Origin of the sequence: Agrococcus sediminis (genome assembly GCF_007923295.1) — a bacterium.
GTDB classification, from domain to species: domain Bacteria; phylum Actinomycetota; class Actinomycetes; order Actinomycetales; family Microbacteriaceae; genus Agrococcus; species Agrococcus sediminis.
This window is the reverse complement of the sequence record NZ_VOIR01000012.1, coordinates 101,635-126,890: the sequence shown is the minus strand read 5'-3', so window position 1 is coordinate 126,890 and position 25,256 is coordinate 101,635. Positions and strand designations below refer to the sequence as shown.

The window sequence follows — 25,256 nt, the reverse complement described above, 5'->3', positions numbered from 1 at the left end:
TAGCCGGAGGGTGTGACGCGGGACCAGACCCGCCGATGAACATCCGATGACGGATGCGCGCGGCTAGCGGAAGATGATGGTGCGCTGCCCGTCGAGCAGCACGCGGTCCTCGGCGAACCACTGCACGGCGCGCGACAGGGTGCGCGACTCGACGTCCTGCCCGATCGCGACGAGCTGCGCGGGCGACTGGGCGTGGTCGACGCGCTCGACGTTCTGCTCGATGATCGGGCCCTCGTCGAGGTCGCTCGTGACGAAGTGCGCCGTCGCGCCGATGAGCTTCACGCCGCGCGCGTGCGCCTGCCGGTAGGGGCTCGCGCCCTTGAAGCCGGGCAGGAACGAGTGGTGGATGTTGATCAGGCGCCCCTCGAGCGCCGCGCACAGCTCGGGGGAGAGGATCTGCATGTAGCGGGCGAGCACGACCAGCTCGATGCCCTCGCGCTCGACCACCTCGAGGATGCGGCGCTCGAACGCGGCCTTCGACTCGGCGTCGACGACCGGCGCGTGCTCGAACGGCACCCCGTAGAACGCGGCGAGCGAGCCGAGGTCGGGGTGGTTCGCGAGCACGAGCGGGATCTCGACCGAGAGCTGGCCGGCGCGCTGCCGGAAGAGCATGTCGTTGAGGCAGTGCGCGGCCTTCGACGCGAGCACGAGCGTCTTCAGCGGCCGGCCGACGTCGTCGAGCTGCCACTGCATGCCGTAGCGCTCGACGACCGGCGCGAGCCGCGCCTCGAAGTCGGCCCGCTCGGCCTCGGCCTCGACCTGCAGCCGCATGAAGAAGCGGTCGGTGTCGGCCGAGGAGAACTGCTGCGACTCGGTGATGTTGCCGCCGCAGTCGACGATGGCGCCGGTGATCGCGTGCACGATGCCGGGCCGGTCGTCGCAGACGAACGACAGGATCCAGTGGTTCGCGCTCACCCGGTCGAGTCTACGAGGCGCGCGGCGCTCACTCGGGCCGCGAGCGCGTCGGACTCCGGATGCGCCGCGAAGGCGAGCGCGTGGGCTCGCCACGCGTCGACGGCCGGGGCGGGGTAGCCGGGCTGCCACCCCCGTGCGGAGCGCAGCGGCAGCGCGACGATCGCCTCGAGGGTCAGCATCCGCCCAGCGTAGGCTTGCCGGTCGTGAGCGAGCAGAGCACGGCCCGGGGCGAGACGACCGGTCGCTTCCCGCTCGCGGCGCTGCTCGTGCTCGCGCTCGCGATCTTCGTGAACATCTCCATCGAGATGCTGCCGATGGGCCTCGTGCTGCCGATGAGCCGCGACCTCGGCGTCTCGGAGAGCGCGATCGGCCTGCTCGTGTCGGTCTTCGCCTTCACCGTCGTGCTCTCGTCGACCCCGCTCATCCGCCTCACGCGGCGGCTGCCACGGCACCGGCTCGTCATCGGCGTGCTGCTCGTCTTCGCCGCGGCCACCGCCGCCGGCGCCGTCGTGCCCTCGTACGAGTGGGTCGTCGCCACGCGCATCGTCGGCGGCCTCGCGCACGGCGTCTTCTGGACGGTGGTGGGCGCCTACGCCGCCTACCTCGTGCCGAAGGAGCAGATCGGGCGGGCGGTCGCGATCACGAGCGCCGGCGGCTCGCTCGCGTTCGTGCTGGGCCTGCCGCTGTCGACGCTGCTCGGCCAGGCGGTCGGGTGGCGCGCGTCGTTCGCGGTGCTGGGCGTCGCGTGCCTCGTCGCGGCCTTCGCGGTGTGGCGGGTGCTGCCGGCCGTCGACCACCTCGCCGACGTCGCGACGACCGAGACGGGCTCGATCGCCGTGCCCGTGGCCGACCCCGACAAGTCGGTGCGCGGCATCGTCGTCGCGGTCGTCTCGACCACCCTCGCGATGACCGGCCAGTACGCCTTCTACACGTTCATCGCGCCGTTCCTCGTGCAGCACGCGGGCCTGCCGGAGGCGTGGCTCAGCCCCGCGCTGCTCGCCTACGGCCTCATGGGCGCGCTCGCGATCGTGGCGCTCACCCTGTGGCTCGGGCGCCGCGCGCTCGCGGGCGCCGTGCTGTGCATGGTGCTGATGCTCGCCACGATGCTCGTGCTCGTGCTCTCGACCGCGCTGCCGCTGACGATCGCCGCCGTGCTCGTCTGGGGGCTCGCGATGGGGGCGCTGCCGCCGCTGCTACAGACGCGCGTGCTGCACGCCTCGACCGAGCGGCTGCTGCAGCCGGCGATGGCCTGGTACACGACCGGCTTCAACACCGGCATCGGCGGCGGCGCGCTGCTCGGCGCGATCGTCTACGACGCGGCCGGCCCCGGCGCGCTGCCGTGGGTGCTCTTCGCGGCCGTCGCGATCAGCCTCGTGCTCATCGGCTTCACGACGCACCGGCGGTCGCTCGCGGCCTGACCGCGCTCACGCGAGGCCGGCGGGCACCGCCTCCTGCAGCGCTGCCCGCACGGCCGCGATGGCCGGATTGCCGTCGGAGGCCGCGCGGGCGGCCGTGAACACCTCGCGGCGGGGCGCGCCCGGCAGCTCGACGATGCGGAAGCGCACGGGCGTGCCCGCCCACGTCAGGTCGTTCATGATGGCCACCGCGTGGCCGGTCTCGATGAGCCGCATCTGCGCCTGCAGGTCGGCGGTCGCGAAGCGCACGTCGGGCTCGAAGCCCGCCACCCGGCACTGCTGCTCGCCGAAGTGGCGCGAGGCGGCCCCCACCGGCTCCATCACCCACGGCATCCCGGCGGCGTCGGCCAGCGAGCGGATGCCGCTGCCCGGCGGCACGGCGAGCCGCAGCGCGTCGGTCATGAGCAGCCGCCGGTCGAGCCCCGCGTGCTGCGGTGCCGCGTGCCCGGGGTACTGCTCGGCGACGACGAGGTCGAAGTCGCCGACGAACGTGTCGTAGAGCGCCGTCTCGGGCTCGCGCTGCACCATCTCGACGCGCACCTCGGGCGCCGTGCCGGCGAGGATCCGCAGCATCTGCGGCACGAGCCCGAGCGCCGCCGACTGGAACACCGCCACGCGCACCGTGCCGACCGGGCGGCCGAGCGAGGCGGCGACGGCGCGCTCGGCGGCCTCGAGGGCGGTGAGGATGCCCTCGGCGTGCTGGGCGAGGAGCTCGCCCTGCGGGGTGAGGGCGAGCCGCCGCCCCTGCTTGCGCGTGAGCGGCACGCCCACCTCGCGCTCGAGCGCGGAGAGCTGCTGCGAGACGGCGCTCGGCGCGTAGGCGAGCGCGGTCGCGACGGCGGCGATCGTGCCGCGCAGGCGCAGCTCGCGCAGCAGGCGCAGGCGACGGATGTCGAGCATCGGCCCTCCCTCGGAAGCATCGTCGATCGCGACGGGTATCCGTCGTGAACCGTCACTGTACGCGATGGGTCGGCGGGTGCAGACTTGCCGCGGCGCGCGCTCGCGTGCCCGCAGCACGAGTTGAAGAGAGGTCAGCCGCATGGGCGCAGGCGCCACCCCCGCCGAGACCGACCACGCGAGCGAGCTCGAGAGCCTCCGCGCGCTCGCGCCCGCCATCGTCGCGCAGGTGCGCACGTGGCTGGAGGAGGCCGAGCGCATCCCCGCCGACGCGAGCGCCGAGCAGCTCGCCGGCGTGCTGCGCGACCCGAAGGGCCTCGACTTCGCCGTGCGCTTCGTCGACGGCGTCGTGCGCCCCGAGGACGTGCACGTCGCAGCCCGCACGCTCCGCGAGATCGCCGGCGCCGCACCCGCCTTCCTGCCCTGGCCGATGCGCCAGGCGCTCAAGCTCGGCGGCGGGGTCGCGCCGCTCGCGCCCCAGGTCGTCGTACCGATCGCTCGCCGGGTGCTGCGCGAGATGGTCGGCCACCTCATCATCGACGCGACCGACGCCCGGCTCGGCGCCGCGATCGCGCGCATCCGCGCCACGGGCGCCCGCCTCAACGTCAACCTCCTCGGCGAGGCCGTGCTCGGCGACCGCGAGGCCGCCCGCCGGCTCGAGGGCACGCTCGCGCTCATCGAGCGCCCCGACGTCGACTACGTCTCGATCAAGGTCTCGGCCACCACCGCGCCGCACCAGCCGTGGGCCTTCGACGCCGCCGTCGAGGAGGTCGTCGAGCGCCTGCTGCCGCTCTACCGCCGCGCGCACGCGACCGGCACCTTCATCAACCTCGACATGGAGGAGTACAAGGACCTCGAGATGACCATGGCGGTCTTCACGCGGATCCTCGCCACCGAGGGCCTCGAGTCGTACGAGGGCGGCATCGTGCTGCAGGCCTACCTCCCCGACGCCATGCCCGCGATGGAGCGCCTGCAGACCTGGGCGGCCGAGCGCATCGCCGCCGGCGGCGCACCCGTCAAGGTGCGCCTCGTGAAGGGCGCGAACCTACCCATGGAGCGCGTCGAGTCGTCGCTGCACGACTGGCCGCTCGCCACGTGGCACACGAAGCAGGACAGCGACACCCACTACAAGCGCGTGCTCGCCTGGGCGCTCACGCCCGAGCGCGTCCGCGCCGTGCGGCTCGGCGTCGCCGGCCACAACCTCTTCGACGTCGCCTTCGCGTGGCTGCTGGCGAAGCAGCGCGGCATCGAGGCGGGCGCGGGCGCAGGCTCCGGCCTCGAGTTCGAGATGCTGCTCGGCATGGCGCAGGGCCAGGCCGAGGTCGTGCGCCGCGACGTCGGCGGGCTGCTCCTCTACACGCCCGTCGTGCACCCGGCCGAGTTCGACGTGGCGATCGCCTACCTGATCCGCCGCCTCGAGGAGGGCGCGAGCCGCGAGAACTTCATGTCGGCCGTGTTCGAGCTCGCGCGCGACGAGCACCTCTTCGAGCGCGAGCGCGACCGCTTCCTCGCATCGCTCGACGCGCTCGCGGCCCCGGCGCCCGCGACGCACCGCGTGCAGGACCGCACGCAGCCGGTCGCCGAGGGGCTCGCCGACGGCTTCCGCAACGCGCCCGACTCCGACCCGTCGCTGCCCGCCAACCAGGCGTGGGCGGCCGGCATCCGCGAGCGCGCCCAGCACTCGCGGCTCGGCGTCGACCTCGTCGCCGAGAGCACCCTGCACGACGCCGCGCAGCTCGAGCAGACGATCGAGACGGCCGTCGCCGCCAACGCCGCGTGGCGGGTGCTCTCGGGCGACGAGCGCGCCGAGATCCTGCACCGCGCCGGCCGCGAGCTCGAGGCGCGCCGCGCCGACCTCATGGAGGTCGCGGCGGCCGAGGCGGGCAAGACGCTCGACCAGTCCGACCCCGAGGTCTCCGAGGCGATCGACTTCGCCCACTACTACGCCGAGCGCGCCCGCGGCCTCGACCGGGTCGACGGGGCCGTCGCCGTGCCGTCGCGCCTCATCGCGGTCACCCCGCCGTGGAACTTCCCGATCGCGATCCCCGCGGGCTCGACGCTCGCCGCCCTCGCCTCCGGCGCATCCGTCATCATCAAGCCCGCCCGCGTCGCCGCGCGCAGCGGCGCCGTGATGGTCGAGGCGCTCTGGGCGGCCGGGGTGCCGCGCGACGTGCTGCAGCTCGTGCAGCTGGGGGAGCGCAGCCTCGGCGACCGGCTGATCGGCGACCCGCGCGTCGACCGCGTCATCCTCACCGGCGGCTTCGAGACCGCCCAGGCCTTCCGGCGCATCCGCCCCGACCTGCAGCTGCTCGCCGAGACGAGCGGCAAGAACGCCATCATCGTCACGCCCTCGGCCGACTACGACCTCGCCGCGAAGGACATCGTCGCGAGCGCCTTCGGCCACGCGGGCCAGAAGTGCTCGGCCGCGTCGCTCGCGATCCTGGTCGGCCAGGCGGGCCGCTCGCGCCGCCTGCACAACCAGATCGTCGACGGCGTGCGCTCGCTCACCGTCGGCCAGCCGTGGGATGCGACGACCCAGATGGGCCCGATCATCGCGCCCGCCGAGGGCAAGCTGCTCGAGGGCCTCACGACGCTCGGGGAGGGCGAGCAGTGGGTGATCGAGCCCGAGCGGCTCGACGAGGAGGGGCGCCTGTGGAGCCCCGGCGTGCGCGCGGGCGTGCGCCCGGGGAGCGAGTACCACCGCACCGAGTACTTCGGCCCGATCCTCGGCATCATGCGCGTCGAGACGCTCGAGGAGGCGATCGCGCTCGTGAACGAGGTCGACTACGGCCTCACCTCCGGCCTGCACTCGCTCGACCCGGCCGAGATCGGCACGTGGCTCGAGCGCGTCGAGGCGGGCAACCTCTACGTCAACCGCGGCATCACGGGCGCCATCGTGCAGCGGCAGCCCTTCGGCGGCTGGAAGCGCTCGGTGGTCGGCCCCACGACCAAGGCGGGCGGCCCCAGCTACCTCATGCCGCTCGTCGACTGGCGCCCCTCGCAGGCGCGCGAGCTCGCGCCCCTCGAGCACGAGGGCGTGCGCGTCGTCGTCGAGGCGGCCGAGTCGCTCGCGCGGTCGGCAGATGCGTCGGTGACGGCCGACGAGGCCGCCGCCGTCCGGCGGGCGGCCGGCTCCGACCAGCACGTGTGGTCGCGCGAGCTGGGCGTCGCGCTCGACGTGCAGCGCCTCTCGGCCGAGCGCGACATCCTGCGCCACCTGCCGATGCCCGGCGTCACCATCCGCCTCGCCGAGGGCGGTCGCGTCGCGCAGCTCGCGCGCACGGTCGCCGCGGCGCTGCGCGCCGGCGCCGAGGTGCGCGTCTCGACCGCGGTCGAGCCGGCGCCCGCGATGCGGGCGGCGCTCGCGGCCGCGGGCATCCCCGTGGCGGTCGAGGACGACGCGGCCTTCCGCGTCTCGGCGCAGCGCCTCGCGCAGGGCCGCATCCGCTACCTGGCCGCCGAGGACGCGGTCGCCGAGGGCGTGCGCGCGCTCGCGGAGGCGGTCGACGGCCGCCCCGACCTCGCGATCGTCGCCCACCCGGTGACCGAGTCGGGCCGGCTCGAGCTGCTGCCGTTCCTGCGGGAGCAGGCGGTCGCCATCACGGCGCACCGCTTCGGCACGCCCAACCACCTCACCGACGCGCTCATCTAGCGCGTCCGCCCGCCGATTGGTCACTCGTTGCTGCCTGGAGCCCGCTCCGGCAGCAACGAGTGACCAATCGGGATGGAGCGGGTTCGGGCGCGGAGGAGCAGGCGGCGGCCGCGCGGGCCGGGATGCGGCGGGTCAGGCGGCCGCGGCGTGCGCCTCGCGCAGCCAGGCGTCGACCGCGTCGTCGACCTCGCTCGCGTCGCGCACCTCGAGGTGGTGCATCCACACGCGCGGCGACGGATGCGCGACCTGCTTCCAGCGCGGCGACGGGTCGGGGCGCGGGAGCGCGATCGACAGCACGACGGGCACGTCGGAGCGCACGACCATCCCGGGCCGCCAGACGATCGCGAACGTGCGGCGGTGCCGGTAGGCGATCTGCGTCCTCGACGCCCGCTCCTCGACCTCGCCGAGCGCCTCGACGCGGGCGGCGATCGCGCGATGCAGCGCCGCACCGCGCGGGTCGTCGGCGAAGAGCGCTGCCGCCGGTGCCCGCATGCCGCGCCCGGCTACAGCACGAGGTGCTGGCGGCCGTCGAGCAGCTCGCGGGCGGCGTCGAGGTGCCCCGCGTGGGTCGCGGTGTCGACGAGCACGTGCAGCAGCACCGCGCCGAGGTCGCCGAACGCCGCCTCCGGCCAGTCGGGGTCGGGCATGCGCGGTGCCGCGTCGAGGGGGAGCGCGGCGAGGATCCGGTCGGAGCGCGCGATCGCGTCGCGGTACTCCTGCACCACCGCATCCGTCGACTCGTCGGGCTCGACGCGCCAGTCGGCGGGCCGGCCCTCGTCGAGCGCCGCGTCCCCGACGGGCCAGTAGTCGAGCGGCTCGCCGGCCATGACCGTGTGGAACCAGTAGCGCTCGCAGCCGAGCGTCACGTGCCGCACGAGCCCGATCGGCGACCAGCCCGACGGCAGCGCGGGGGTGCGCAGCTGCGCGTCGTCGAGCCCCTCGATGGCGGCGAGGATGTGCCGGCGCTGGGCGTCGAGCGCCTCGAGCAGCTGGGCGCGGACGCGGTCGTGGCTCACGCGGCGATCCAACCACGCGCCCCTGCGGCTCAGCCCGCCGACCAGCCGCCGTCGTTCGGGATGATCGCGCCCGAGACGTTGCTCGCCGCGTCCGAGACGAGGAAGGCCGCGAGGTTGGCCTGCTCGATCGGCTGCGCCACGCGCATCGCCGACTGGTGCACGGGCGTGAGCGCCGCGAGGCCCTCCTGGTCGATGTGCTGCTGGATGTCGGGCGTCATCACGTTCGTCTCGACGCCGCCGGGGCAGATCGCGTTCGCGCGGATGCCCTGCTTGGCGTAGACGTACGCGGTGTTGCGGGTGAGGCCGATGAGGCCGTGCTTCGAGGCGGTGTAGGCGGCGCCGGCGGCCGCGCCGCGGATGCCCGCCTCGCTCGCGATGTTCACGATCGAGCCCGAGCTCTGCGGCAGCATCACGCGCAGGGCCGCGCGCGTGAGGTAGAACGGCGCCGAGAGGTTGACCCGCATGACGCGCTCCCACAGCGCGTCGTCGACCCCGGCGGCGCCGGCGAAGTGGTCCATGATCCCCGCGTTGTTGACGAGCGCGTCGAGCCGGCCGTAGCGCTCGACGGCGGCCGCGACGACCGCGTCGGCGACGGCCGGGTCGCCGATGTCGCCGACCATGGCGGATGCGGTCCCGCCGTCGCCCGCGACGGTCGCGACGGTCTCGTCGGCGGTCGCGGCGATGTCGCTCACGACGACGCTCGCGCCGAGGGTCGCGAACAGCTGGCAGATGCTGCGGCCGATGCCGCTGCCCCCGCCCGTGACGACGGCCACCTTGCCGGTCAGGTCGATGACGCTCATGGACGCTCCTCACACCGGTCGGGGCGGCTCCGCGGCTCGGGGCCGCTCCCGAGGGATCCTCCGCTCAGCGTGCCCCCGCGTCGGTCCCGCGCAAGTACCATGAGAGCGGCCGTGACTGGCGCAGAGGTGGAGCACCACCGGGGAGCGGCCGACCGTGAGCCGCGCGCCTGGGCGTCCCATCCAGCGACGCGCGCCAGCGCACCAGCGAAGGAGCATCCGTGACCGACCGCCTGCCCAGCACGTTCAACTCGCCTCTCACCGAGGTCGACCCCGAGATCGCCGCGGTGCTCCAGCAGGAGCTCGACCGCCAGCGCGACTACCTGGAGATGATCGCCAGCGAGAACTTCGTGCCGGTCGCGGTGCTCGAGGCCGCGGGCTCGGTGCTCACGAACAAGTACGCCGAGGGCTATCCGGGCCGCCGCTACTACGGCGGCTGCGAGTTCGTCGACGTCGCCGAGTCGCTCGCCATCGAGCGCGCGAAGTCGCTCTTCGGCGCCGCGTTCGCGAACGTGCAGCCCCACTCGGGCGCGACCGCCAACGCGGCGGTGCTGCACGCGATCGCCCGCCCGGGCGACACGATCCTCGGCCTCTCGCTCGACCACGGCGGCCACCTGACGCACGGCATGAAGATCAACTTCTCCGGCCGCCTCTACGACATCGTCGCGTACGGCGTCGACGAGCAGACGAGCCGCGTCGACATGGCCGAGGTGCGCCGCCTCGCCGTCGAGCACCAGCCGAAGGTGATCATCGCCGGCTGGTCGGCGTACCCGCGCCAGCTCGACTTCGCCGAGTTCCGCGCGATCGCCGACGAGGTCGGCGCGCTGCTCTGGGTCGACATGGCGCACTTCGCGGGCCTCGTCGCCGCCGGCCTGCACCCGAACCCCGTGCCGCACGCGCACGTCGTGTCGTCGACCGTGCACAAGACGATCGGCGGCCCGCGCTCGGGCTTCATCCTCACGAACGACGCCGACATCGCCAAGAAGCTGAACTCGGCGGTCTTCCCCGGCCAGCAGGGCGGCCCGCTCATGCACGTGATCGCCGCGAAGGCGACCGCGTTCAAGCTCGCCGCGTCGGAGGAGTTCAAGGAGCGCCAGGAGCGCACGCTCCGCGGCGCGCACATCCTCGCCGAGCGGCTCCAGCAGCAGGACGTCGAGGACGCGGGCATCTCGGTGCGCGCCGGCGGCACCGACGTGCACCTCGTGCTCGTCGACCTGCGCGACGCCGCCATCGACGGCAAGCAGGCCGAGGACCTCCTGCACGAGATCCGCATCACCGTGAACCGCAACGCGGTCCCCAACGACCCGCGCCCGCCGATGGTCACGAGCGGCCTCCGCATCGGCACCCCCGCGCTCGCGACCCGCGGCTTCGGCGACGACGAGTTCACCGAGGTCGCCGACGTCATCGCGCTCGCGCTGCTGCCGGGCGCCGACCTCGAGTCGCTCCGCGCGCGCGTCGCGACGCTCGCCGAGGCGTTCCCGCTCTACCCCGGCGTCGGACCCTCCGGGCAGCCCGAGGTGGTGCACGAGCTCGGATCGAGCGTCGACCGATGACCGCGCAGATCCTCGACGGCAACCGCACCGCATCCGCCATCAAGGCGGAGCTGCGCGAGAGGGTCGACGCGCTGAAGGCGAAGGGCGTCACGCCCGGCCTCGGCACCCTGCTCGTCGGCGACGACCCGGCGAGCCAGTCGTACGTGAAGGGCAAGCATCGCGACTGCGCCGAGGTGGGCATCGAGTCGATCCGCGTCGACCTGCCCGCGAGCGCCTCGAGCGCCGACGTGCGGGCCGCGATCCGCGACCTCAACGCGGCGCGCGAGGTGACCGGCTACATCATCCAGCTGCCGCTGCCGCCGGGCCACGACGAGCACGCGATGCTCACGCTCATGGATCCGGCGAAGGATGCCGACGGGCTGCACCCGATCAACCTCGGCAAGCTCGTGCTCGGCGTCGACGGCCCGATCGACTCGCCGCTGCCGTGCACCCCGGCGGGCATCGTGCAGATGCTGCGCCGGCACGACATCGAGATCGCGGGCGCGACCGTCGCGATCGTCGGCCGCGGGCTGACGGTGGGGCGGCCGCTCGGGCTGCTGCTGACCCGCAAGGGGATCGACGCGACCGTCACGCTCTGCCACTCCCGCACGCCCGACCTGGCCGCGCAGGTGCGCGAGGCCGACATCGTCGTCGCGGCGGTCGGTGTGCCCGGCCTCATCAAGGCCGACTGGGTGAAGCCGGGCGCCGCGGTGCTCGACGTCGGCATCACGCGCGGGCTGTCGGCCGAGACCGGCAAGGTCAAGCTGCTCGGCGACGTCGATCCCGGCGTCAAGGAGGTCGCGGCGTGGGTGTCGCCGGTGCCCGGGGGCGTCGGCCCGATGACGCGCGTCATGCTGCTCGACAACGTCGTGCAGATGGCCGAGCAGGCGGTGCGCTCCCGCTAGTCGGAGCCGCGGTAGGCGTCGCGCAGCGCCGGGTAGTAGTCATCCCAGTCGGGCATCGGCTGCCCGGCGAGCGCGGCGACCAGCCGGTCGAGGTACCACTCCCAGCCGGCCGCGATGTCGGGCACCGAGGCGGCGGGCACATCGTGGTGGGTGAAGCGGATGGTCGTGCCCGAGCCCGTCTCGTGCCCGCCGTCGACGAGCTCGACCTCGAGGCTCCACGAGCCGTGCTCGTCGGTCGTCAGCACCGCGAGGTGCTCGGGGGCGTCGCAGTCGAGGATCTCGACCGCCTGGGTGGCGTCGCCCTCCTCGGCGGTCATCGCGAGCACCACCTCGCCGGAGTCGGGGTCGCCCACGTAGGCGCCGAACCAGGTGCTGAGCTCGCGCGACTCCGCGAGGTACGGCCAGACCGCGATCGCGTCGTTGCCGACCCTGCGCTCGAGCACCAGCTCGGCGGCGTCGCCGTGCCGCACGACCGTGCCGGTCGGTGTGACGGGCATGTGGCTCCCTCCGGTGCGGCCGAGCCTACGCATCCGCAGACCCAGCCCGCTAGGGCGCCGGCGGGTCAGTGCGCGTGGATGGCGTCGACGTAGAGCTGGATGCGCTTGGCGTACGTCTCGGCGTTGCGGGCGATGCCGCGCCGCTCGTCCTCGGTCGTCTCGCGGCGCACCTTGCCCGGCACGCCCGCCACGAGCGAGTGGTCGGGGATGACGGTGCCCTCGGTGACGAGCGCGCCGGCCGCGATGATCGACCCGGTGCCGATGACGGCGCCGTTCATCACGGTCGCGTGCATGCCGATGAGCACGTCGTCCTCGACGGTGCAGCCGTGCACGACCGCGTTGTGGCCGATCGACACGCGCTCACCGATCCTGAGCGGCGAGCCGTGGTCGACGTGCAGCGAGCAGCTGTCCTGCACGTTCGAGTCGTCGCCGATCGTGATCGGCTCCTCCTCGGCGCGGAGGCTCGCACCGGGCCAGACGCCGACGCGCTCGCCCAGCGAGACGGCGCCGGCGATCACGGCGCCCGGCATCACGAGCGCCGACTTCGGCAGGTGGGGCGCGTGCCCCGGCAGCGGGATGATCGTGGCGCGCTCGTGGACGGTCATGGCGTCAGCCTACGCCGGGGCGCGAGGGGCCATGATGGCCGCATGCGCACCTCGCCCGACCGCATCGACGCCCTCCAGCCGAACCAGGTCTTCGTCTTCGGCTCCAATGCCGCAGGCGCCCACCACGGCGGCGCGGCGCGCCTCGCGCACGAGCGCTTCGGCGCCGTGTGGGGCGAGGGGCACGGGCACCACGGGCAGTCGTACGCGGTCGACACGATGAGCGGGCTCGCCACCATCCGCGACGGGGTCACGACCCTGCTGCGCTACGCCGCCGAGCATCCGGAGCTCGACTTCCTCGTCACCGAGCTCGGCTGCGGCATCGCCGGGCACCGCCCGGAGGAGATCGCGCCGCTCTTCGCCGGCGCGGGCGAGAACGTGCTGCTGCCGAGGCGCTTCCGGGCGCTGCTCGACTGAGGCATGCCGAGAAGCGATTCGTGCGCTTCTCGGAGAAGTGGGGTACACAGAGAGGAGCGGCCCGCCCGGGACGCCCGATCCGAGGGAGGCACGGTGTCGACGACGACCGCGAAGCCGCGCATGACCAAGCTGCAGCGGCGGGAGGCGATCGCCGGCTACCTGTTCATCTCGCCGTGGATCGTGGGCTTCCTCGTGTTCACGCTCGGCGCGATGGTCTACAGCCTGGTCATCTCGTTCAGCCACTACCAGCTCGCGACCGACACGGCCCGGCCGGCCGGCTTCTCGAACTACCAGGCGCTCGTCGAGGACCCGAAGGTCATGACGGCGCTCGCGAACACGCTGTACTACGCGGTGCTCGCCGTGCCGCTCGAGGTGCTGCTCGCGCTCGGGCTCGCGCTGCTGCTCAACAGCCAGCGGCGCGGCGCGGGGCTCTTCCGCACCATCTTCTACCTGCCGAAGATGACGCCGGTGGTGGCCACGGCATCCGTCTTCCTCCTGCTGCTGAACGGCAGCCAGGGCGCCATCAACCGCGGGCTCGCGGCGATCGGCATCGACGGGCCGCAGTGGCTGCTCGACCCGGCGTGGATCAAGCCCTCGATCGTGCTCATGACGCTGTGGGGCGTCGCGGGCACGATGGTCATCTTCCTCGCCGCGCTGCAGAACGTGCCGACCGACCTCTACGAGGCGGCCTCGCTCGACGGCGCGGGCGCCTTCCGGCGGTTCTGGAACGTGACGCTGCCGATGATCTCGCCGGCGATCTTCTTCAACGTGCTCGTGCTCACGATCGCGGCGTTCCAGATCTTCGACCAGGCGTTCCTGCTCTTCCACCGCGACACGGTGCAGGGCTCCTCCGACGCATCGCTCTTCTATGCCATCTACCTCTTCCAGCAGGCGTTCCGGCAGTTCAACTTCGGCTTCGCGGCGGCCATGGCGTGGCTGCTGTTCCTCATCATCCTCGTCATCTCGCTCATCCAGATGCGGGTCGGCAACCGGTTCGTCTACTACGAGAGCGAGGAGGCGCGATGAGCTCGCCCGTCCAGCCAGGCCAGATCCAGGAGGCGCACGTCGTCGCGCCCGAGCCGGCCGAGCCGGTCGAGCGGGCCGACGCGTCGCCCCGCCGGCGCCGTCGCCGGCCCGGTCCCGCGCTCTCGCCGCTCGGCCGCGTGGGGGAGGCGGTGCGATGGGTCCTGCTGCTCGGCTGCAGCGCGCTGTTCCTCTACCCGTTCGCGTGGCTGCTGGCCGCGAGCTTCAAGCCGCGCGGGGAGGTCTTCGACAACCGCCTCATCCCGCAGACGTGGCAGCCCGAGAACTACGTGCAGGTCTTCGACGAGCTGCCGCTCGTGGCGTGGCTCGGCAACAGCCTGCTCATCGCCGTGCTCGCCGCCGCGCTCGTGACGGTGTCGAGCTCGCTCGTCGCCTTCGGCTTCGCCTACTTCCGCTTCCCCGGCCGCAAGGTGCTCTTCGGCGTCGTGCTCGCCACGATGATGCTGCCGGGCGCGGTGACCCTCGTGCCGCAGTTCCTCATCTGGAACCAGCTCGGCTTCGTCGGCACCCACGTGCCGCTGTGGGGCGCCAACCTCTTCGGCTCCGCGTTCTACATCTTCCTGCAGCGCCAGTTCTTCCTCAGCCTGCCGAAGGAGCTGTTCGAGGCGGCGCGCATCGACGGGCTGAGCGCGTGGGGGCAGTTCTGGCGGATCGCCTTCCCGCTCTCGGTGCCCTCGTTCGTGATCGTGTTCCTCTTCGAGTTCCAGGCCAGCTGGAACAACCTGCAGGGCGCGCTCATCTACCTGAACGCCGGATCCCCGGAGGCCTACACGGTGCCGCTCGGCATCGCGAGCGCGATGACGAAGTACAGCCCCACCTCGGGCGGCCACGGCGACTACCAGTACGTGATGGTCGCGGCGCTCATCGTGACGCTGCCGATGCTCATCCTGTTCGCCTTCGGGCAGCGCTCGTTCATCGAGGGCCTCGCGACCTCCGGCCGCAAGGGCTGAGCGGCCCGGGCGCAGACAGCACGACGGGGCGGAGTCGCCTCCGCCCCGTCGCTCCGTCCAGCGCCGCGTCAGCCGCCCGCGACCTGGTCGTACGCGCGCTGCGCGGCCTCCTGGGCCGCGGTCAGCGCCTCCTGCGCCGAGCGCTCGCCAAGGAGCGCCGACTGCATGGCGTTCTCGAGCTCGCCCTGGATCTGCTGACCGGCGGGCGAGCCGCCGAGCGACGCGCCCTCCGCCGCGACCGCGTAGTACGCCTCGATCGCCTCCTCGAAGCCGGGGAAGCCCTCCGCCGAGGCGAACTCGTCGCGGATCTGCATGTCGCTCTCGGGCGAGCCGGTGAAGAGGCCGGTGTTGATGCCGAGCCGCTCGGGCTCCGCCTCGGTCGTCTCGGCACGCGCCTCCGCGGCCGCCTGCCACGCCTCGGGGTCCGTCAGCGCGAGCGCCCACGCGCACGCGGCCGACGGGTTCTCGGCGCTCGCGGGGATGACGAACGACGAGCCGCCGGTCGCCGTGAACGGCTGGCCCTCCTGGTTCCTGATCGGCACCGCGCCGATCTCGATCTGCTCGGCGTACGGCGTGAGCACGTTGACGTACCACTGGTCGAATACGGCGGCGCCGACGCCGTCGGTCACGTACGGGTTGCCGTCGCCGAAGATGTCGAACGACTCGACGAGGCCGGTGACCTCGGCGAAGCCGCCCTGCGCGTCGTAGAGCTCGATGAGGAACTCCGCGGCCGCGACGTTCTCCTCGCGGTCGAGCGTGGGAGCGCCCGACTCGTCGACGATGCCGCCGCCGAACGACAGCATCCACATCGCCGCCTTCGAGACGCCCTGCGGGTCGAAGCCGACGCGGCTGATCGAGCCGCCCTCGGAGACCGTCATCGCCTCGGCGGCCGCGATGAGCGCCTCGGGGTCGCTCGGGTCGAGGTCGTCGGCCGAGACGCCGGCCTCCTCCATGACGCGGGTGTTCGTGAGGATGAGCGGCGGCTGGTAGAACTGCGGCACCGCCCACACCTGGTCCTGCCACGTGACGTCCTGCACGACCTGCGGGTACCAGCGCTGCTGCGCGTCGACCTCGTGCGCCGCGAAGCACTCGTCGAGCGGCATGATGAGGCCCTGCGCCGCGTACGTCGCCACGAACTGCCGGTCGATCTGCACCACGTCCGGCATGTTGCCGGAGGCGGCGAGGGTCGTGAACTTCTGCGCGTCGAACGCGGTCTGGTCGAGCTCGATCTCGACGCCCTCCAGCTGCGAGGCCGCGTGGTCGAGGCGCGCCTGCCCGACGTCGTCGGTGTTCTCGAAGCCCCATCCCGTCATCGCGCCCGTGGGGTCCGCGGTGAAGTCCGCGTCGGCCGCCGCCCCGCCGCCGCCGCACCCGGTCAGCAGCAGTGCTGCTGCGATGGCGCCTGCCGCGCCCGCCCGTGCTCGCATGTCGTTCTCCTTCTGCCAGGGATGGCCGAGCGCGGCCCGCGTCGGCCCTGGCTGGATCGTAACCCGATCCTGTCCCCCAGAGGGAAGCGGTTCTCCCAGGAACCGCTCCGCCGCTCCCGCACGCGAGCGCCGCGTACCGTAGGAGCGGGCAGCGGCCCGGCCCCCGTAGCCCAACCGGCAGAGGCGGCGGACTTAAACTCCGCGCAGTCCGGGTTCGAATCCCGGCGGGGGCACCGGACAGGACTACGCACCTCTGCGCATTCCCACGCGGCCCCGGCGCGCCGATGATCGAGGGAACCGGGGCGCCCCAGCTCCCGGCACTGTCGAGGAGGACACATGAACCGCGCCGCATTCGCGCGCCGCGCCACGGCCGCCGTCGCGCTCACCGCCGCCATGAGCATGGTCGGGGCCGCCGCGGCCTCAGCGCACCACTGCTACCGCGACCAGTGGGCGGCCGCCGCCTACCAGCACCACATCCAGGGCGGCACGGCGTGGGTGTCGCTCAGCGACCTCGGCGCCATGTTCATCATCCCGCCCGAGCTGCAGGCCGACTGCGGCTGGGTCGCCGACGAGGTCGTCGCCGACTGGATGGCCGACGAGGGGCTGACGCAGGAGCCGCTCATCCACTCCAAGGCGACCGTCGGCAGCGGCGCCGCATACCAGGGCAAGGGCAACATGCCCTTCAGCTACCTGAGCGAGGCGCAGTTCGAGGTGCTCGGCATGGCGCTCATGGAGGGCGTGGAGGCCTGCGCCGCCGAGCTGCCCTAGACCCGGCGCGCGCCGCCGGCAGCGACGGGCTCCTCCCCGGCGACGGGGGAGGGGAGGAGCCCCGTCCGCTGCCCGACGAGCACCGCGCCGAGCCGGTCGCAGGCGCCGAGCTTGCGGTAGAGGTTCTCCTGATGCTTGTGCACCGTGCGCGGCGAGACGCCGAGGTGCGTGCCGATGGCCGCCGCGGTGCGGCCCGCGTGCATGAGGTGGAGCACCGTCTGCTCGCGCGGGGTGAGGAGCGGGGCGTCGGCGGCCGGCACGGCGGGCGCGACGGCGCGCATGCGGGCCAGCAGCTCGATGTGGCTGTCGAGGCCGCGCAGCAGCCGCGCGTGCTCCTCGAGCGGGCGCAGCTGCAGCCGCCGGATCGGGCTGGGTGCGATGAGCGTCCAGCCGTCGTACTCGCGGCCGGGCGCGGTCGTCACCTCCACCTGGTGCGCCGAGATCTGCAGCGTCTCGAACACGCGCCGCGTCGCCTCGCCGAGCAGCCATCCCGCGCGCACCGCGTCCTCGAGGCGCGTGGGGCGGGTGTCGCCGGTGTGCGCCCGATAGCGGTAGAGCGGGTGCGCGCGGATCTCGGCCGCGCACGGCAGCTGCTCGGCCGCAGGCCGGAAGCCGTGGCCGTGGATGCGCAGCACCGCATCGGGCCTGCCCGCCCGCACGCTCACGCGCGTGGCCATCTCGGTGTCGGTGTCGGCGAGCATCGCCTCCGCGAGCAGCGCCCGAGCCATCGCGACGTCCTGCTCGTTGAGGACGTCGGCGACCACGTCCACGATGCGACCGTGCATGGCGCGAAGCCTAGATCCGCGCCGCGCGGCGGGGAAGAGGCCGGTTCCGGCGCCGGTGCCGGCGGCCGGGACGAGCGGGATCGGGACGCCATCTCCTAGGCTCGCCCCATGCGCCCGCCCACAGGACAGCAGTTCACCATCACCCGCGACGTCGACGGGCGCCGCCTGCGCGCCACGATCACCGAGGTGGCGGCGACGCTCCGCGAGCTGACCGTCGACGACGTCGACCTCGTCGAGCCGTTCGCCGAGGAGAAGCGCCCGGCGAAGGGGCAGGGGATCGTGCTCGCGCCGTGGGGCGGCCGGGTCGCCGGCGGCGACTGGCAGCTCGACGGCGAGACGCAGCGGCTGCCCATCACCGAGCGCGACAAGGGCAACGCGAGCCATGGGCTGCTGCGCTTCTCGCCCTACCGGCTGCTCGAGCACGACGAGTCGAAGGTGCTGCTGCAGGCGACGATCCACCCGCAGACGGGCTGGCCGTTCCTCATCGACACCTTCGTCACGTACGAGCTCACCGACGACGGGCTGCGCGTCACGCACGAGGCCATCAACGCGGGCGCCGAGCGCGCCCCGTGGGCGTGCGGCGCGCATCCGTACCTCGCCGTCGGCGGCACGCCCGCCGACGAGCTCACGCTCACCGTGCCGGCGGCGCGCGTCTTCAACGCGGTCGACCTCATCCCCACGGAGGAGACGCTCGTGGACGCGATGGATGCGTCGGCGCCCGACCTGCGCGGCGGCCGACGCCTGACGGAGCTCGACATCGACCACAACTATGCGGGCCTCGAGTTCGTGGGCGGCGTGGCCACGTCGTCGCTCGTCGATCGCGAGGGCAGGGGCGCCGAGCTCTGGCAGGACGCGTCGTTCCCGTACGCGGTCGTGTTCACGCCGAGCGACTTCCCGGCGATCGACGGGGTGCGCCACGCGGTCGCGGTCGAGCCGATGAGCGCCCCGGCGAACGCGCTGAACTCCGGCCAGGGCCTCGTGTGGCTCGAGCCGGGGGAGCACTGGCGCGGGCAGTGGGGCATCGCGCCGGTCGGGTTCTAGCACCGCGCCGCTCCGCCCGCCGGGGCGGCGGCGTCAGTGCACGATCAGTACGGGGCACTTGGCATGCGCGGCGCACGCGGTGCTCACCGAGCCGAGCACGAGGCCCACGAAGCCGCCATGGCCCCGGCTGCCGAGCACGAGCATCCGGCTGCCCGCGCTCCGCTCGATGAGCGTCTTCGCGGCGCCGCCCGAGACGACCGCTCGGGTGAGCGAGCGGGGCGGATCCCCGTCGAACGCCTCCGCGACCGTCGCGTCGAGCGCCCGCGCCGCGTCCTGGGCGGGATCCCAGTCGGCGAGCATCGGCGAATCGGCGACGGGCGGGTAGCTCCAGGTCGTGACGACCTCGATCGACGCGCCGAGGGCGGTCGCGAGCGTGGCTGCGTAGCGCAGGGCGGCGACCGACTGCGGCGAGCCGTCGACGCCGACGACCATGCGGTCTGCTGCTGCGCGCTCGTCCATGGCGCCATCGTCCTCCCGCCGCGGCGCGCTGTACAGGGGGCGGATGCGCGAGGCCGGGGAGGGCGCGCGGGCGCAGGATCGCCCCTTGTCGGCGAGCGCCGTCCGGGGCACGCTGGCGGTGTGCATCGCGCACGCCGAGAGGAGGACGCATGCTGCCGCCGACCGAGGATGCGGTGCGCCGCATCGCCGACGACCGCGGCCCCTGGCGGGTCACCGCGTACGCGCCGGCCCACGAGTGGGTGCGCGGCAACCGCGTGACCACGGCCGCGAGGAGCCGGATCCGAGATGCGATCGTCGCGCTCGAGCAGGCGGGCGCGCCGCCCGAGGCCGTCGAGGCCGTGCGGGCGCGCCTCGAGCAGGAGGCGAGCCCGCCCTCCGACGCGGAGGGGCCGTGGGACGGCCGCATCCGCTCGGTCGGGATCTTCGCCTCGCCCGACGGCTGCGAGGTGCTGGCCATGACGACCGAGGCGCCCGAGCGGCTCGGCGTCGGCGACCGGTACCTCGTGGGCCCGCTGCTCGAGGCAGCGCTGGCCGAGCGCCCGCCGGTGCTCGTGCTCGCCGCATCCGAGCGCGCCGTGCGGCTCGTCGACGTCACCGCGCACCCCGCGCGCGAGGTCGAGGTGCCGGGCATGCCGCGCGAGCTCACCGATGTCGAGGACCTCGACCTCACCGGCGACCGCGGCACGCTCGCGCACCTGCGGGTCTCGGAGGATCCGAAGCAGCGCCTGCGCAGCTTCTCGCGCGAGCTGCACCGCGCGATCGAGCCGGTGCTGCGGGAATCGGATGCGCTGCTCGCGGTCGCGGCGGCAGAGCCGCTGCTGAGCGCGCTGCGCGAGACCGCGCCGGAGGCGCTGCCCGTCGCGGCGGCGGTCGCCGGCAACCGCGACGCCGACAGCGTCGACCGGCTGGCCGAGCTCGCCGCGCCGGCGGTCGACGAGCTGCGGGCGCGGGCGCTCGAGGCGCAGCTGACGAGGCTGCGCGAGACGCCGCCCGACCTGGTGCTGCGGGATCCGGGCGAGGTCGAGGCCGCGGCGCGCGAGGGCGCCGTCGACACGCTGCTCGTCGACCCGCGCTGGCGCGAGGCGGCGACGGGCGAGGGCGGGGCGTCGCTCGACCGCGGCGACGAGCTCATCCGGCTGGCGCTCGCGACCGGCGCGAGGGTCGTGCCGGTGCACGCCGCCGGCCAGGTCGAGCCCGTCGCGGCCGTGCTCCGCTACGCGGTGGCGCGCCAGGGCGGCTGACCGAGGAGGCGCGGTGTTCGCGGATCGGGAGGAGGCCGGCCGGCTCCTCGGCGAGCACCTGCGCGAGCGGGGCGACGCCGTCTCGATCGTGCTCGGCCTGCCGCGCGGCGGCGTGCCGGTCGCGGCCGAGGTCGCCGCGGTGCTCGGGGTGCCGCTCGACGTGCTGCTGGTGCGGAAGCTCGGCCTGCCGTCGTTCCCGGAGGTCGCGATGGGGGCGATCGGCGAGCGCGGCGTGCGGGTCGTCGACGCGAGCACCATCGCGCGCGCCGGCGTGACCGCGGACGAGGTGGCGGCCGTCGAGCGCCGCGAGCGCGCGGTGCTCGACGAGCGGGCGCGGCTGCTGCGGCGCGGCCCGCCGCCGGATCTCGAGGGCGACGCGGTCGTGATCGTCGACGACGGCATCGCGACCGGTGCCACGGCCACCGCGGCGTGCCTCGTCGCGCGGTCGCTCGGCGCCAGGAGCGTGCTCGTCGCGGCACCCGTCGGCGCTCCCGACGCGGCACGGCGCATCGAGGGCGCCGACGCCGTGGTCTGCCTCGAGCAGCCCTTCGCGTTCCGCGCCGTCGGCGACCACTACCGCTCCTTCGCGCAGACGACCGAGGCCGAGGTGCTCGCGGCGCTCGAGCGGTCGCGGCCGCGCTGACGGGCCGCGATCGACGGGCGCCGCAATGGCTTTCCGCATCGGAAACTCCCGTGTAGTCTTTCCGACATGGAAAGCAATCACGCGGAGGCGTCGCGCACGGCGGCGGAGGCACTGGACTCGCTGACGATGGACCGGGAGCGGCTCGCGGGGCGCCTGCGCGTGCCGTGGGCCCTGATGGCGGCGATCGGCGCGCTCGCCGCATGGTGGGTCGCGTCGGCGGCGACGGCCCGCCCCGGCGCGGCGTACGAGCCGCCCGCGACCGGCTGGATCGCGCTGCTCGGCGTGCTCGTGGTCGCCCACCTCGTCCAGCGGGAGACGGGCGCGCGGCTCGGCGTCATGGGCGCCCGGGCGGCGTGGGCGACGGCCGGGATCCTCGTGACCTGCCTCGCGCTCTTCAGCGTCTCGCTGGGCCTGGTGTCGCTCGAGCTGGCCTGGGCCGTGGCGCTCACGAGCGCGGTGGCGTTCGCCGTCACGACCTGGCTCGCGGGCGTCGCCTATCGGGCGGCAGTGGAGCACGTGCGCCGTGCGTGACGCCCGCTTCGACGAGACCATCCACGCGCCGCTGCGCCTGCGCATCTGCGGGCTCCTGCGCCGCGTCGACCGGCTCGACTTCGCGCTGCTCCGCGACACGCTGGGCGTCTCGGACGCGACGCTGTCGAAGCACGTGCGGACCCTGTCCGACGCCGGCTACGTCACCTCGCGGAAGACCGCATCGGCCGGGCGCAGCGACGCGCGGCGCGTGATGTGGCTCGCGCTCACCGCCGCGGGCCGGACGGCCTTCGATGCCCACGTGCGCGCGCTGCAGGAGATCGCCGGCCCGTCCTCATGACCGCGGCGCCGACGGTGGGCCCGGTGGGGCTCGAACCCACGACCAGCGGATTAAAAGTCCGACGCTCTACCGACTGAGCTACAGGCCCCTCCCTCCAGCGTACCGAGCGGCACGGGGGTCGGCCGCGCGGATGATTCCGGTCGCTCCCCCTGGTGAGCATGGCGCGCATCCGTCAGAGTTGGCCCGACCCGCCCCACCAGGAAGGCCGCATGACCGCCGAGACCCCCGCGCGCCCGTCGTCGCCCGACGACGCGACGGCTGCGGCGATCGCCGGCGAGCCCGTGCGGCAGCGGCTGCTCACCACCACCGATCCCGAGGTCGGGCTGACCGCGGCCGAGGTGGTGGAGCGGGTCGCCGACGGGCGCACGAACCGGCTCGCGCACGCCTCCAGCCGCACGCTCATGTCGATCCTGCGCGCCAACCTGCTCACCCTGTTCAACCTCGTGATCGCCGTCTGCACGGCGGTGCTGCTGCTGCTCGGCCGCTGGCAGGACGCGCTCTTCTCGTTCGCCGCGATCTCGAACGTCGTCATCGGCGTCGTGCAGGAGCACAGCGCCAAGCGCAAGCTCGACTCGCTCGCGCTGCTGCACGTGCAGCGCAGCACGGTGGTGCGCGACGGCGAGCGGCTCGACGTCGCCATGGAGCAGCTCGTGCAGGACGACATCCTGCTGCTGCGCCTCGGCGACCAGGTGCCCGCCGACGGCGTGATCGTCGCGACCGAGGGCATCGACGTCGACGAGTCGCTGCTGACCGGCGAGTCGGAGCCGCAGCTCAAGCACGTCGGCGACGGCGTGCTCTCGGGCTCGGCCGTCTCGGCGGGGTCGGCCGCCGTGCAGCTCACGAGCGTCGGCGGCGACTCCTTCGCGGCTCGCCTCACCGCTGAGGCGCGCCGCTTCTCGCTCGTGCACTCCGAGCTGCGCGCGGCGCTCGACCGGGTGGTGCGCTGGATCTCGATCGCGCTCGTGCCGCTCATCGCGATCGTGCTCAACGGCCAGATGCAGGCCCGCGGCGGCTGGGCCGCGGCGATCGAGAGCGGCGCCTGGCAGGACGCGGTCGTGCTCGCGACCGCCGCGATCTCGGCCTCGGTGCCGCAAGGGCTCATCCTCATGACGTCGATCGCCTTCGCCGTCGCCGCGGTGAAGCTCGCACGCCGGCAGGTGCTCGTGCAGGAGCTCGCCGCGGTCGAGGGGCTCGCGCGCGTCGACGTCATCTGCCTCGACAAGACCGGCACCCTCACCGAGGGCGACGTCGAGATGCTCTCGGTCGCGCCGGTCGGCGACGACGGGAGCCCGGGGGATGCGCTGACCCCGGACGACCTCGGGCACGCGTCGGGCGGGTGGCTCGACGCGCTCGCCTGGTTCGGGCACGACGAGAGCGCCAACGCCACCGCCAAGGCGATCGCCCCCGCGCTCGCGAGGCCCGCCGAGCGCGCGAGCGCCGTCATCGGCTTCTCCTCCGCGCGCCGCAGGAGCGCTGTCGCGTTCGCCGCCGGGCGGATGCGCGGCACGTGGATCCTGGGCGCCCCCGAGTCGGTCGTCGGCGACGAGGGCGCGCACCCGGCGGTCGCCGCCCGAGCGCTCGAGATCGCCGCCGGCGGACGCCGCGCCCTCGTGCTCGCGCACGCACCGCATCCGATCTCCCCCGAGGAGGCGGAGCGGCAGGAGCTGCCCGCGGCGCGGCCCGTCGCGGTGCTCGCGTTCGGCGAGCACGTGCGGCACGACGCGGCCCTGACCCTCGACTACTTCCGCGCGCAGGGGGTGGAGGTGCGCATCCTCTCGGGCGACCACCCCCGCACCGTCGGCGCGGTCGCGCGGCAGGTGGGGGTCGAGCTGCCCGGCGACGCCTTCGACGCGCGGCAGCTGCCGGCGGAGCCCGCGGCGCTCGCGGCGGTGCTCGCCGAGCACCGGGTGCTCGGGCGCGTCACGCCCGGGCAGAAGCGCGGCATCGTCGAGGCGCTGCAGGCGATGGGCCGCACGGTCGCCATGACCGGCGACGGCGTCAACGACGCGCTCGCGCTCAAGACCGCCGACCTCGGCATCGCGATGGGCTCCGGCGCGTCCGCGACGAAGGCCGTCGCGCGGCTCGTGCTGCTCGACGGGCGCTTCTCGCACCTGCCGCGCGTGGTCGCCGAGGGGCGGCAGGTGATCGCCAACATCGAGCGCGTCTCGCGCATCTTCCTGACGAAGACGACGTACGCCTTCACGATGGCGCTGCTGTTCGGGGCGCTGCTGCTGCAGTACCCGTTCCTGCCGCGGCAGCTGTCGGCCACCGACGGGCTCACCATCGGCATCCCCGCCTTCTTCCTCGCGCTCATGCCCGCCGCGACCCGCTACGTGCCCGGCTTCCTGTTCCGCAGCCTGCGCTTCACCGTGCCGTCGGGGGTGACGGTGGCGCTCGCGATCCTCGCGACGACCCTCCTCGGCCGCGCCGCCGGCGCCGACGAGCGCCAGGTGCAGACCGCGGCGGTCATCACGCTCACCGTCTGCGGCCTGTGGGTGCTCGGCATCGCCTGCCGGCCCTTCACCCCCACCCGGGCGGCGATCGTCGCGCTCATGGCGGCCTCGCTCGTGATCGCGGTGCTGCTGCCGCCCATCCGCGACTTCTTCGAGTTCCGGCCGCCGGAGCCCGACCTGCTGCTCGGCTCGATCGGCCTCGGGCTCGTCGCGAGCGTGCTCATCGAGCTCTGGCACCGGCTCGCGCCGAAGCTGCCGCCGGCGATCGTCGCGGATGCGCCGCGGGCGGCGGGCGACACGGCCTGACGGTGCGGCGAGCGTCCAGCCTCGCCGCCTATCGTGCTCGCAGGACCGCCACTCGAGGAGCCGCCATGACCCCGTCCCTCCGCCGCCCCGCGCTCGCGCTGCTCGTCGGCGCCGCCGCCGCCATGCTCACCGTCGGGTGCGTGCCGCAGCCGCCGGCCGCGCCGCCGCAGCCCACCGAGACCCAGGCGCAGCCGGTGCCGAGCGAGGCGCCCGCGGCGACCGAGACCGCGGCGCCGAGCGACACGGCCGCGCCGGCCGAGGGCCCCTACGAGATCACCGCCGAGGGCCAGGACGGGTCGGTGTGGAGCTTCGAGGTGACCGACATCGCGGTCGTCGAGACCGATGCCGCGGGCGATGCTGCGGAGCCGGGCAAGCAGCTGGTCGAGGTGCTCGTGTCGGGCGAGATGCTCGAGGGCGCCGAGCCCGACTTCTTCCACGCCTTCCACATCTACATCGTCGACGACGCCACCGGCTCGCAGTACGGCCTGAGCTCCGCATCAAACTACTACGCCGAGGGCGACCTGTTCACCACCGGCACCGAGCCGTCGTTCGTCGACGGCGTCGGCATCTTCCACATCCCCGACACCGTCGAGCTGAACCACGTGCGCGTCACGACCGACCAGGGCGGCGTCTGGGACTTCACCGGCTGACGCCGCCGGGCGCAT

At 74.0% G+C, this 25,256-nt stretch carries 26 protein-coding genes, 2 tRNA genes and 1 riboswitch; of the genes, 16 read left to right on the top strand and 12 right to left on the bottom strand.

Annotated elements, in window-relative coordinates:
• Positions 1-63: 63 nt before the first annotated feature.
• Positions 64-915 carry a formyltetrahydrofolate deformylase gene (gene purU, locus FQ330_RS04285; protein WP_128190135.1) on the bottom strand — a complete coding sequence of 284 codons (852 nt, stop codon included), beginning with the start codon at positions 913-915 and terminating at the stop codon, positions 64-66.
• Complete coding sequence (locus FQ330_RS13230) at positions 912-1,094, bottom strand: hypothetical protein (RefSeq protein WP_164877157.1); 183 nt, start codon at positions 1,092-1,094, stop codon at positions 912-914. The genes purU and FQ330_RS13230 overlap by 4 nt, the downstream gene beginning before the upstream one ends.
• 24 nt (positions 1,095-1,118) lie before the next feature.
• Between FQ330_RS13230 and FQ330_RS04280 the strand changes: the two genes are divergently transcribed.
• Positions 1,119-2,333 carry an MFS transporter gene (locus tag FQ330_RS04280; protein WP_192575841.1) on the top strand — a complete coding sequence of 405 codons (1,215 nt, stop codon included), beginning with the start codon at positions 1,119-1,121 and terminating at the stop codon, positions 2,331-2,333.
• A gap of 6 nt (positions 2,334-2,339) precedes the next feature.
• Here the strand turns inward: FQ330_RS04280 and FQ330_RS04275 are convergent, their stop codons facing one another.
• Positions 2,340-3,230: a LysR substrate-binding domain-containing protein gene (locus FQ330_RS04275; RefSeq protein WP_146355560.1), complete on the bottom strand. Its 891-nt coding sequence runs from the start codon at positions 3,228-3,230 to the stop codon at positions 2,340-2,342.
• A gap of 139 nt (positions 3,231-3,369) precedes the next feature.
• On the opposite strand from FQ330_RS04275, the gene FQ330_RS04270 reads away from it, so the two are divergent.
• Positions 3,370-6,879, top strand: coding sequence for a proline dehydrogenase family protein (locus tag FQ330_RS04270; RefSeq protein WP_146355558.1), 3,510 nt, complete (start codon positions 3,370-3,372; stop codon positions 6,877-6,879).
• A 132-nt stretch (positions 6,880-7,011) separates the two neighbouring features.
• Here FQ330_RS04270 and FQ330_RS04265 read toward each other — a convergent pair whose 3' ends face one another.
• The 3 genes from FQ330_RS04265 to FQ330_RS04255 are packed head-to-tail and all read right to left on the bottom strand — an operon-like array spanning position 7,012 to position 8,695.
• On the bottom strand, positions 7,012-7,371 hold the full coding sequence (locus FQ330_RS04265; protein ID WP_146355556.1) for a DUF5655 domain-containing protein: 360 nt from the start codon (positions 7,369-7,371) through the stop codon (positions 7,012-7,014).
• Positions 7,372-7,382: 11 nt separating this feature from the next.
• On the bottom strand, positions 7,383-7,895 hold the full coding sequence (locus FQ330_RS04260; protein ID WP_146355554.1) for a DinB family protein: 513 nt from the start codon (positions 7,893-7,895) through the stop codon (positions 7,383-7,385).
• A gap of 29 nt (positions 7,896-7,924) precedes the next feature.
• Complete coding sequence (locus FQ330_RS04255; RefSeq protein WP_146355552.1) at positions 7,925-8,695, bottom strand: SDR family oxidoreductase; 771 nt, start codon at positions 8,693-8,695, stop codon at positions 7,925-7,927.
• Positions 8,696-8,796: 101 nt separating this feature from the next.
• Positions 8,797-8,875, top strand: a riboswitch (ZMP/ZTP riboswitch).
• 38 nt (positions 8,876-8,913) lie between these two features.
• Between FQ330_RS04255 and glyA the strand changes: the two genes are divergently transcribed.
• Both glyA and FQ330_RS04245 read left to right on the top strand, forming a co-directional pair.
• Complete coding sequence (glyA, locus tag FQ330_RS04250; RefSeq protein ID WP_146355550.1) at positions 8,914-10,245, top strand: serine hydroxymethyltransferase; 1,332 nt, start codon at positions 8,914-8,916, stop codon at positions 10,243-10,245.
• A complete protein-coding gene (locus tag FQ330_RS04245; RefSeq protein WP_146355548.1) occupies positions 10,242-11,129 on the top strand; it encodes a bifunctional methylenetetrahydrofolate dehydrogenase/methenyltetrahydrofolate cyclohydrolase in 888 nt (295 codons plus the stop codon). The genes glyA and FQ330_RS04245 overlap by 4 nt, the downstream gene beginning before the upstream one ends.
• On the opposite strand, the gene FQ330_RS04240 is transcribed toward FQ330_RS04245, so the two are convergent.
• Positions 11,126-11,626, bottom strand: a complete 501-nt coding sequence (locus FQ330_RS04240) for an SRPBCC domain-containing protein (RefSeq protein ID WP_192575840.1) — start codon at positions 11,624-11,626, stop codon at positions 11,126-11,128. The genes FQ330_RS04245 and FQ330_RS04240 overlap by 4 nt on opposite strands.
• Positions 11,627-11,691: 65 nt before the next feature.
• Positions 11,692-12,231: a gamma carbonic anhydrase family protein gene (locus FQ330_RS04235; protein ID WP_146355544.1), complete on the bottom strand. Its 540-nt coding sequence runs from the start codon at positions 12,229-12,231 to the stop codon at positions 11,692-11,694.
• Between the two features lie 42 nt (positions 12,232-12,273).
• Here FQ330_RS04235 and FQ330_RS04230 point away from each other — a divergent pair, with 42 nt between their 5' ends.
• From FQ330_RS04230 to FQ330_RS04220, 3 genes are all read left to right on the top strand, one after another.
• Positions 12,274-12,645: an A1S_2505 family phage non-structural protein gene (locus tag FQ330_RS04230; protein ID WP_146355542.1), complete on the top strand. Its 372-nt coding sequence runs from the start codon at positions 12,274-12,276 to the stop codon at positions 12,643-12,645.
• A gap of 120 nt (positions 12,646-12,765) precedes the next feature.
• Entirely contained in the window at positions 12,766-13,671 is a 906-nt protein-coding gene (locus tag FQ330_RS04225) for a carbohydrate ABC transporter permease (RefSeq protein WP_164877176.1), read from the top strand.
• Positions 13,668-14,639, top strand: a complete 972-nt coding sequence (locus FQ330_RS04220; RefSeq protein ID WP_128190289.1) for a carbohydrate ABC transporter permease — start codon at positions 13,668-13,670, stop codon at positions 14,637-14,639. The genes FQ330_RS04225 and FQ330_RS04220 overlap by 4 nt, the downstream gene beginning before the upstream one ends.
• 68 nt (positions 14,640-14,707) lie before the next feature.
• Here the strand turns inward: FQ330_RS04220 and FQ330_RS04215 are convergent, their stop codons facing one another.
• Entirely contained in the window at positions 14,708-16,066 is a 1,359-nt protein-coding gene (locus FQ330_RS04215) for an extracellular solute-binding protein (protein WP_146355540.1), read from the bottom strand.
• A gap of 159 nt (positions 16,067-16,225) precedes the next feature.
• Between FQ330_RS04215 and FQ330_RS04210 the strand changes: the two genes are divergently transcribed.
• Together FQ330_RS04210 and FQ330_RS04205 are read left to right on the top strand one after the other, a co-directional pair.
• Positions 16,226-16,299 (top strand) — tRNA-Leu (locus FQ330_RS04210).
• Positions 16,300-16,402: 103 nt separating this feature from the next.
• Complete coding sequence (locus tag FQ330_RS04205) at positions 16,403-16,834, top strand: hypothetical protein (RefSeq protein WP_146355537.1); 432 nt, start codon at positions 16,403-16,405, stop codon at positions 16,832-16,834.
• On the opposite strand, the gene FQ330_RS04200 is transcribed toward FQ330_RS04205, so the two are convergent.
• Complete coding sequence (locus FQ330_RS04200) at positions 16,831-17,619, bottom strand: helix-turn-helix transcriptional regulator (RefSeq protein ID WP_146355535.1); 789 nt, start codon at positions 17,617-17,619, stop codon at positions 16,831-16,833. The genes FQ330_RS04205 and FQ330_RS04200 overlap by 4 nt on opposite strands.
• Positions 17,620-17,727: 108 nt before the next feature.
• Here FQ330_RS04200 and FQ330_RS04195 point away from each other — a divergent pair, with 108 nt between their 5' ends.
• Positions 17,728-18,660, top strand: a complete 933-nt coding sequence (locus FQ330_RS04195; protein WP_146355533.1) for an aldose 1-epimerase family protein — start codon at positions 17,728-17,730, stop codon at positions 18,658-18,660.
• Positions 18,661-18,693: 33 nt separating this feature from the next.
• On the opposite strand, the gene FQ330_RS04190 is transcribed toward FQ330_RS04195, so the two are convergent.
• Positions 18,694-19,119 (bottom strand): universal stress protein, encoded by a 426-nt coding sequence (locus FQ330_RS04190; RefSeq protein WP_128190082.1) that lies wholly within the window; start codon positions 19,117-19,119, stop codon positions 18,694-18,696.
• 149 nt (positions 19,120-19,268) lie between these two features.
• Here FQ330_RS04190 and FQ330_RS04185 point away from each other — a divergent pair, with 149 nt between their 5' ends.
• From FQ330_RS04185 to FQ330_RS04170, 4 genes are all read left to right on the top strand, one after another.
• Positions 19,269-20,360: a baeRF11 domain-containing protein gene (locus FQ330_RS04185; protein ID WP_146355531.1), complete on the top strand. Its 1,092-nt coding sequence runs from the start codon at positions 19,269-19,271 to the stop codon at positions 20,358-20,360.
• A gap of 13 nt (positions 20,361-20,373) precedes the next feature.
• A complete protein-coding gene (locus FQ330_RS04180; protein ID WP_146355529.1) occupies positions 20,374-21,003 on the top strand; it encodes a phosphoribosyltransferase in 630 nt (209 codons plus the stop codon).
• 66 nt (positions 21,004-21,069) lie between these two features.
• Positions 21,070-21,534: a hypothetical protein gene (locus tag FQ330_RS04175; RefSeq protein WP_146355527.1), complete on the top strand. Its 465-nt coding sequence runs from the start codon at positions 21,070-21,072 to the stop codon at positions 21,532-21,534.
• On the top strand, positions 21,527-21,832 hold the full coding sequence (locus tag FQ330_RS04170) for a transcriptional regulator (RefSeq protein WP_146355525.1): 306 nt from the start codon (positions 21,527-21,529) through the stop codon (positions 21,830-21,832). The genes FQ330_RS04175 and FQ330_RS04170 overlap by 8 nt, the downstream gene beginning before the upstream one ends.
• 15 nt (positions 21,833-21,847) lie before the next feature.
• On the opposite strand, the gene FQ330_RS04165 is transcribed toward FQ330_RS04170, so the two are convergent.
• A tRNA-Lys gene (locus FQ330_RS04165) sits at positions 21,848-21,920 on the bottom strand.
• Between the two features lie 121 nt (positions 21,921-22,041).
• On the opposite strand from FQ330_RS04165, the gene FQ330_RS04160 reads away from it, so the two are divergent.
• Both FQ330_RS04160 and FQ330_RS04155 read left to right on the top strand, forming a co-directional pair.
• Positions 22,042-24,591, top strand: a complete 2,550-nt coding sequence (locus FQ330_RS04160) for an HAD-IC family P-type ATPase (RefSeq protein WP_192575839.1) — start codon at positions 22,042-22,044, stop codon at positions 24,589-24,591.
• A gap of 65 nt (positions 24,592-24,656) precedes the next feature.
• Positions 24,657-25,241, top strand: coding sequence for a hypothetical protein (locus tag FQ330_RS04155; protein WP_146355521.1), 585 nt, complete (start codon positions 24,657-24,659; stop codon positions 25,239-25,241).
• Positions 25,242-25,256 lie beyond the last annotated feature (15 nt).

Coding starts and splice junctions, on each gene's coding strand:
- FQ330_RS04265 (WP_146355556.1), bottom strand. CDS start 7,371: ATGCGGGCACCGGCGGCAGCGCTCTTCGCCGACGACCCGCGCGGTGCG.
- FQ330_RS04205 (WP_146355537.1), top strand. CDS start 16,403: ATGAACCGCGCCGCATTCGCGCGCCGCGCCACGGCCGCCGTCGCGCTC.
- FQ330_RS04235 (WP_146355544.1), bottom strand. CDS start 12,231: ATGACCGTCCACGAGCGCGCCACGATCATCCCGCTGCCGGGGCACGCG.
- FQ330_RS04230 (WP_146355542.1), top strand. CDS start 12,274: ATGCGCACCTCGCCCGACCGCATCGACGCCCTCCAGCCGAACCAGGTC.
- FQ330_RS04160 (WP_192575839.1), top strand. CDS start 22,042: ATGACCGCCGAGACCCCCGCGCGCCCGTCGTCGCCCGACGACGCGACG.
- FQ330_RS04240 (WP_192575840.1), bottom strand. CDS start 11,626: ATGCCCGTCACACCGACCGGCACGGTCGTGCGGCACGGCGACGCCGCC.
- FQ330_RS04255 (WP_146355552.1), bottom strand. CDS start 8,695: ATGAGCGTCATCGACCTGACCGGCAAGGTGGCCGTCGTCACGGGCGGG.
- FQ330_RS04225 (WP_164877176.1), top strand. CDS start 12,766: ATGACCAAGCTGCAGCGGCGGGAGGCGATCGCCGGCTACCTGTTCATC.
- FQ330_RS04155 (WP_146355521.1), top strand. CDS start 24,657: ATGACCCCGTCCCTCCGCCGCCCCGCGCTCGCGCTGCTCGTCGGCGCC.
- FQ330_RS13230 (WP_164877157.1), bottom strand. CDS start 1,094: ATGCTGACCCTCGAGGCGATCGTCGCGCTGCCGCTGCGCTCCGCACGG.
- FQ330_RS04185 (WP_146355531.1), top strand. CDS start 19,269: ATGCTGCCGCCGACCGAGGATGCGGTGCGCCGCATCGCCGACGACCGC.
- FQ330_RS04245 (WP_146355548.1), top strand. CDS start 10,242: ATGACCGCGCAGATCCTCGACGGCAACCGCACCGCATCCGCCATCAAG.
- FQ330_RS04200 (WP_146355535.1), bottom strand. CDS start 17,619: ATGCACGGTCGCATCGTGGACGTGGTCGCCGACGTCCTCAACGAGCAG.
- FQ330_RS04220 (WP_128190289.1), top strand. CDS start 13,668: ATGAGCTCGCCCGTCCAGCCAGGCCAGATCCAGGAGGCGCACGTCGTC.
- FQ330_RS04175 (WP_146355527.1), top strand. CDS start 21,070: ATGGAAAGCAATCACGCGGAGGCGTCGCGCACGGCGGCGGAGGCACTG.
- FQ330_RS04215 (WP_146355540.1), bottom strand. CDS start 16,066: ATGCGAGCACGGGCGGGCGCGGCAGGCGCCATCGCAGCAGCACTGCTG.
- FQ330_RS04195 (WP_146355533.1), top strand. CDS start 17,728: ATGCGCCCGCCCACAGGACAGCAGTTCACCATCACCCGCGACGTCGAC.
- FQ330_RS04275 (WP_146355560.1), bottom strand. CDS start 3,230: ATGCTCGACATCCGTCGCCTGCGCCTGCTGCGCGAGCTGCGCCTGCGC.
- FQ330_RS04270 (WP_146355558.1), top strand. CDS start 3,370: ATGGGCGCAGGCGCCACCCCCGCCGAGACCGACCACGCGAGCGAGCTC.
- FQ330_RS04190 (WP_128190082.1), bottom strand. CDS start 19,119: ATGGACGAGCGCGCAGCAGCAGACCGCATGGTCGTCGGCGTCGACGGC.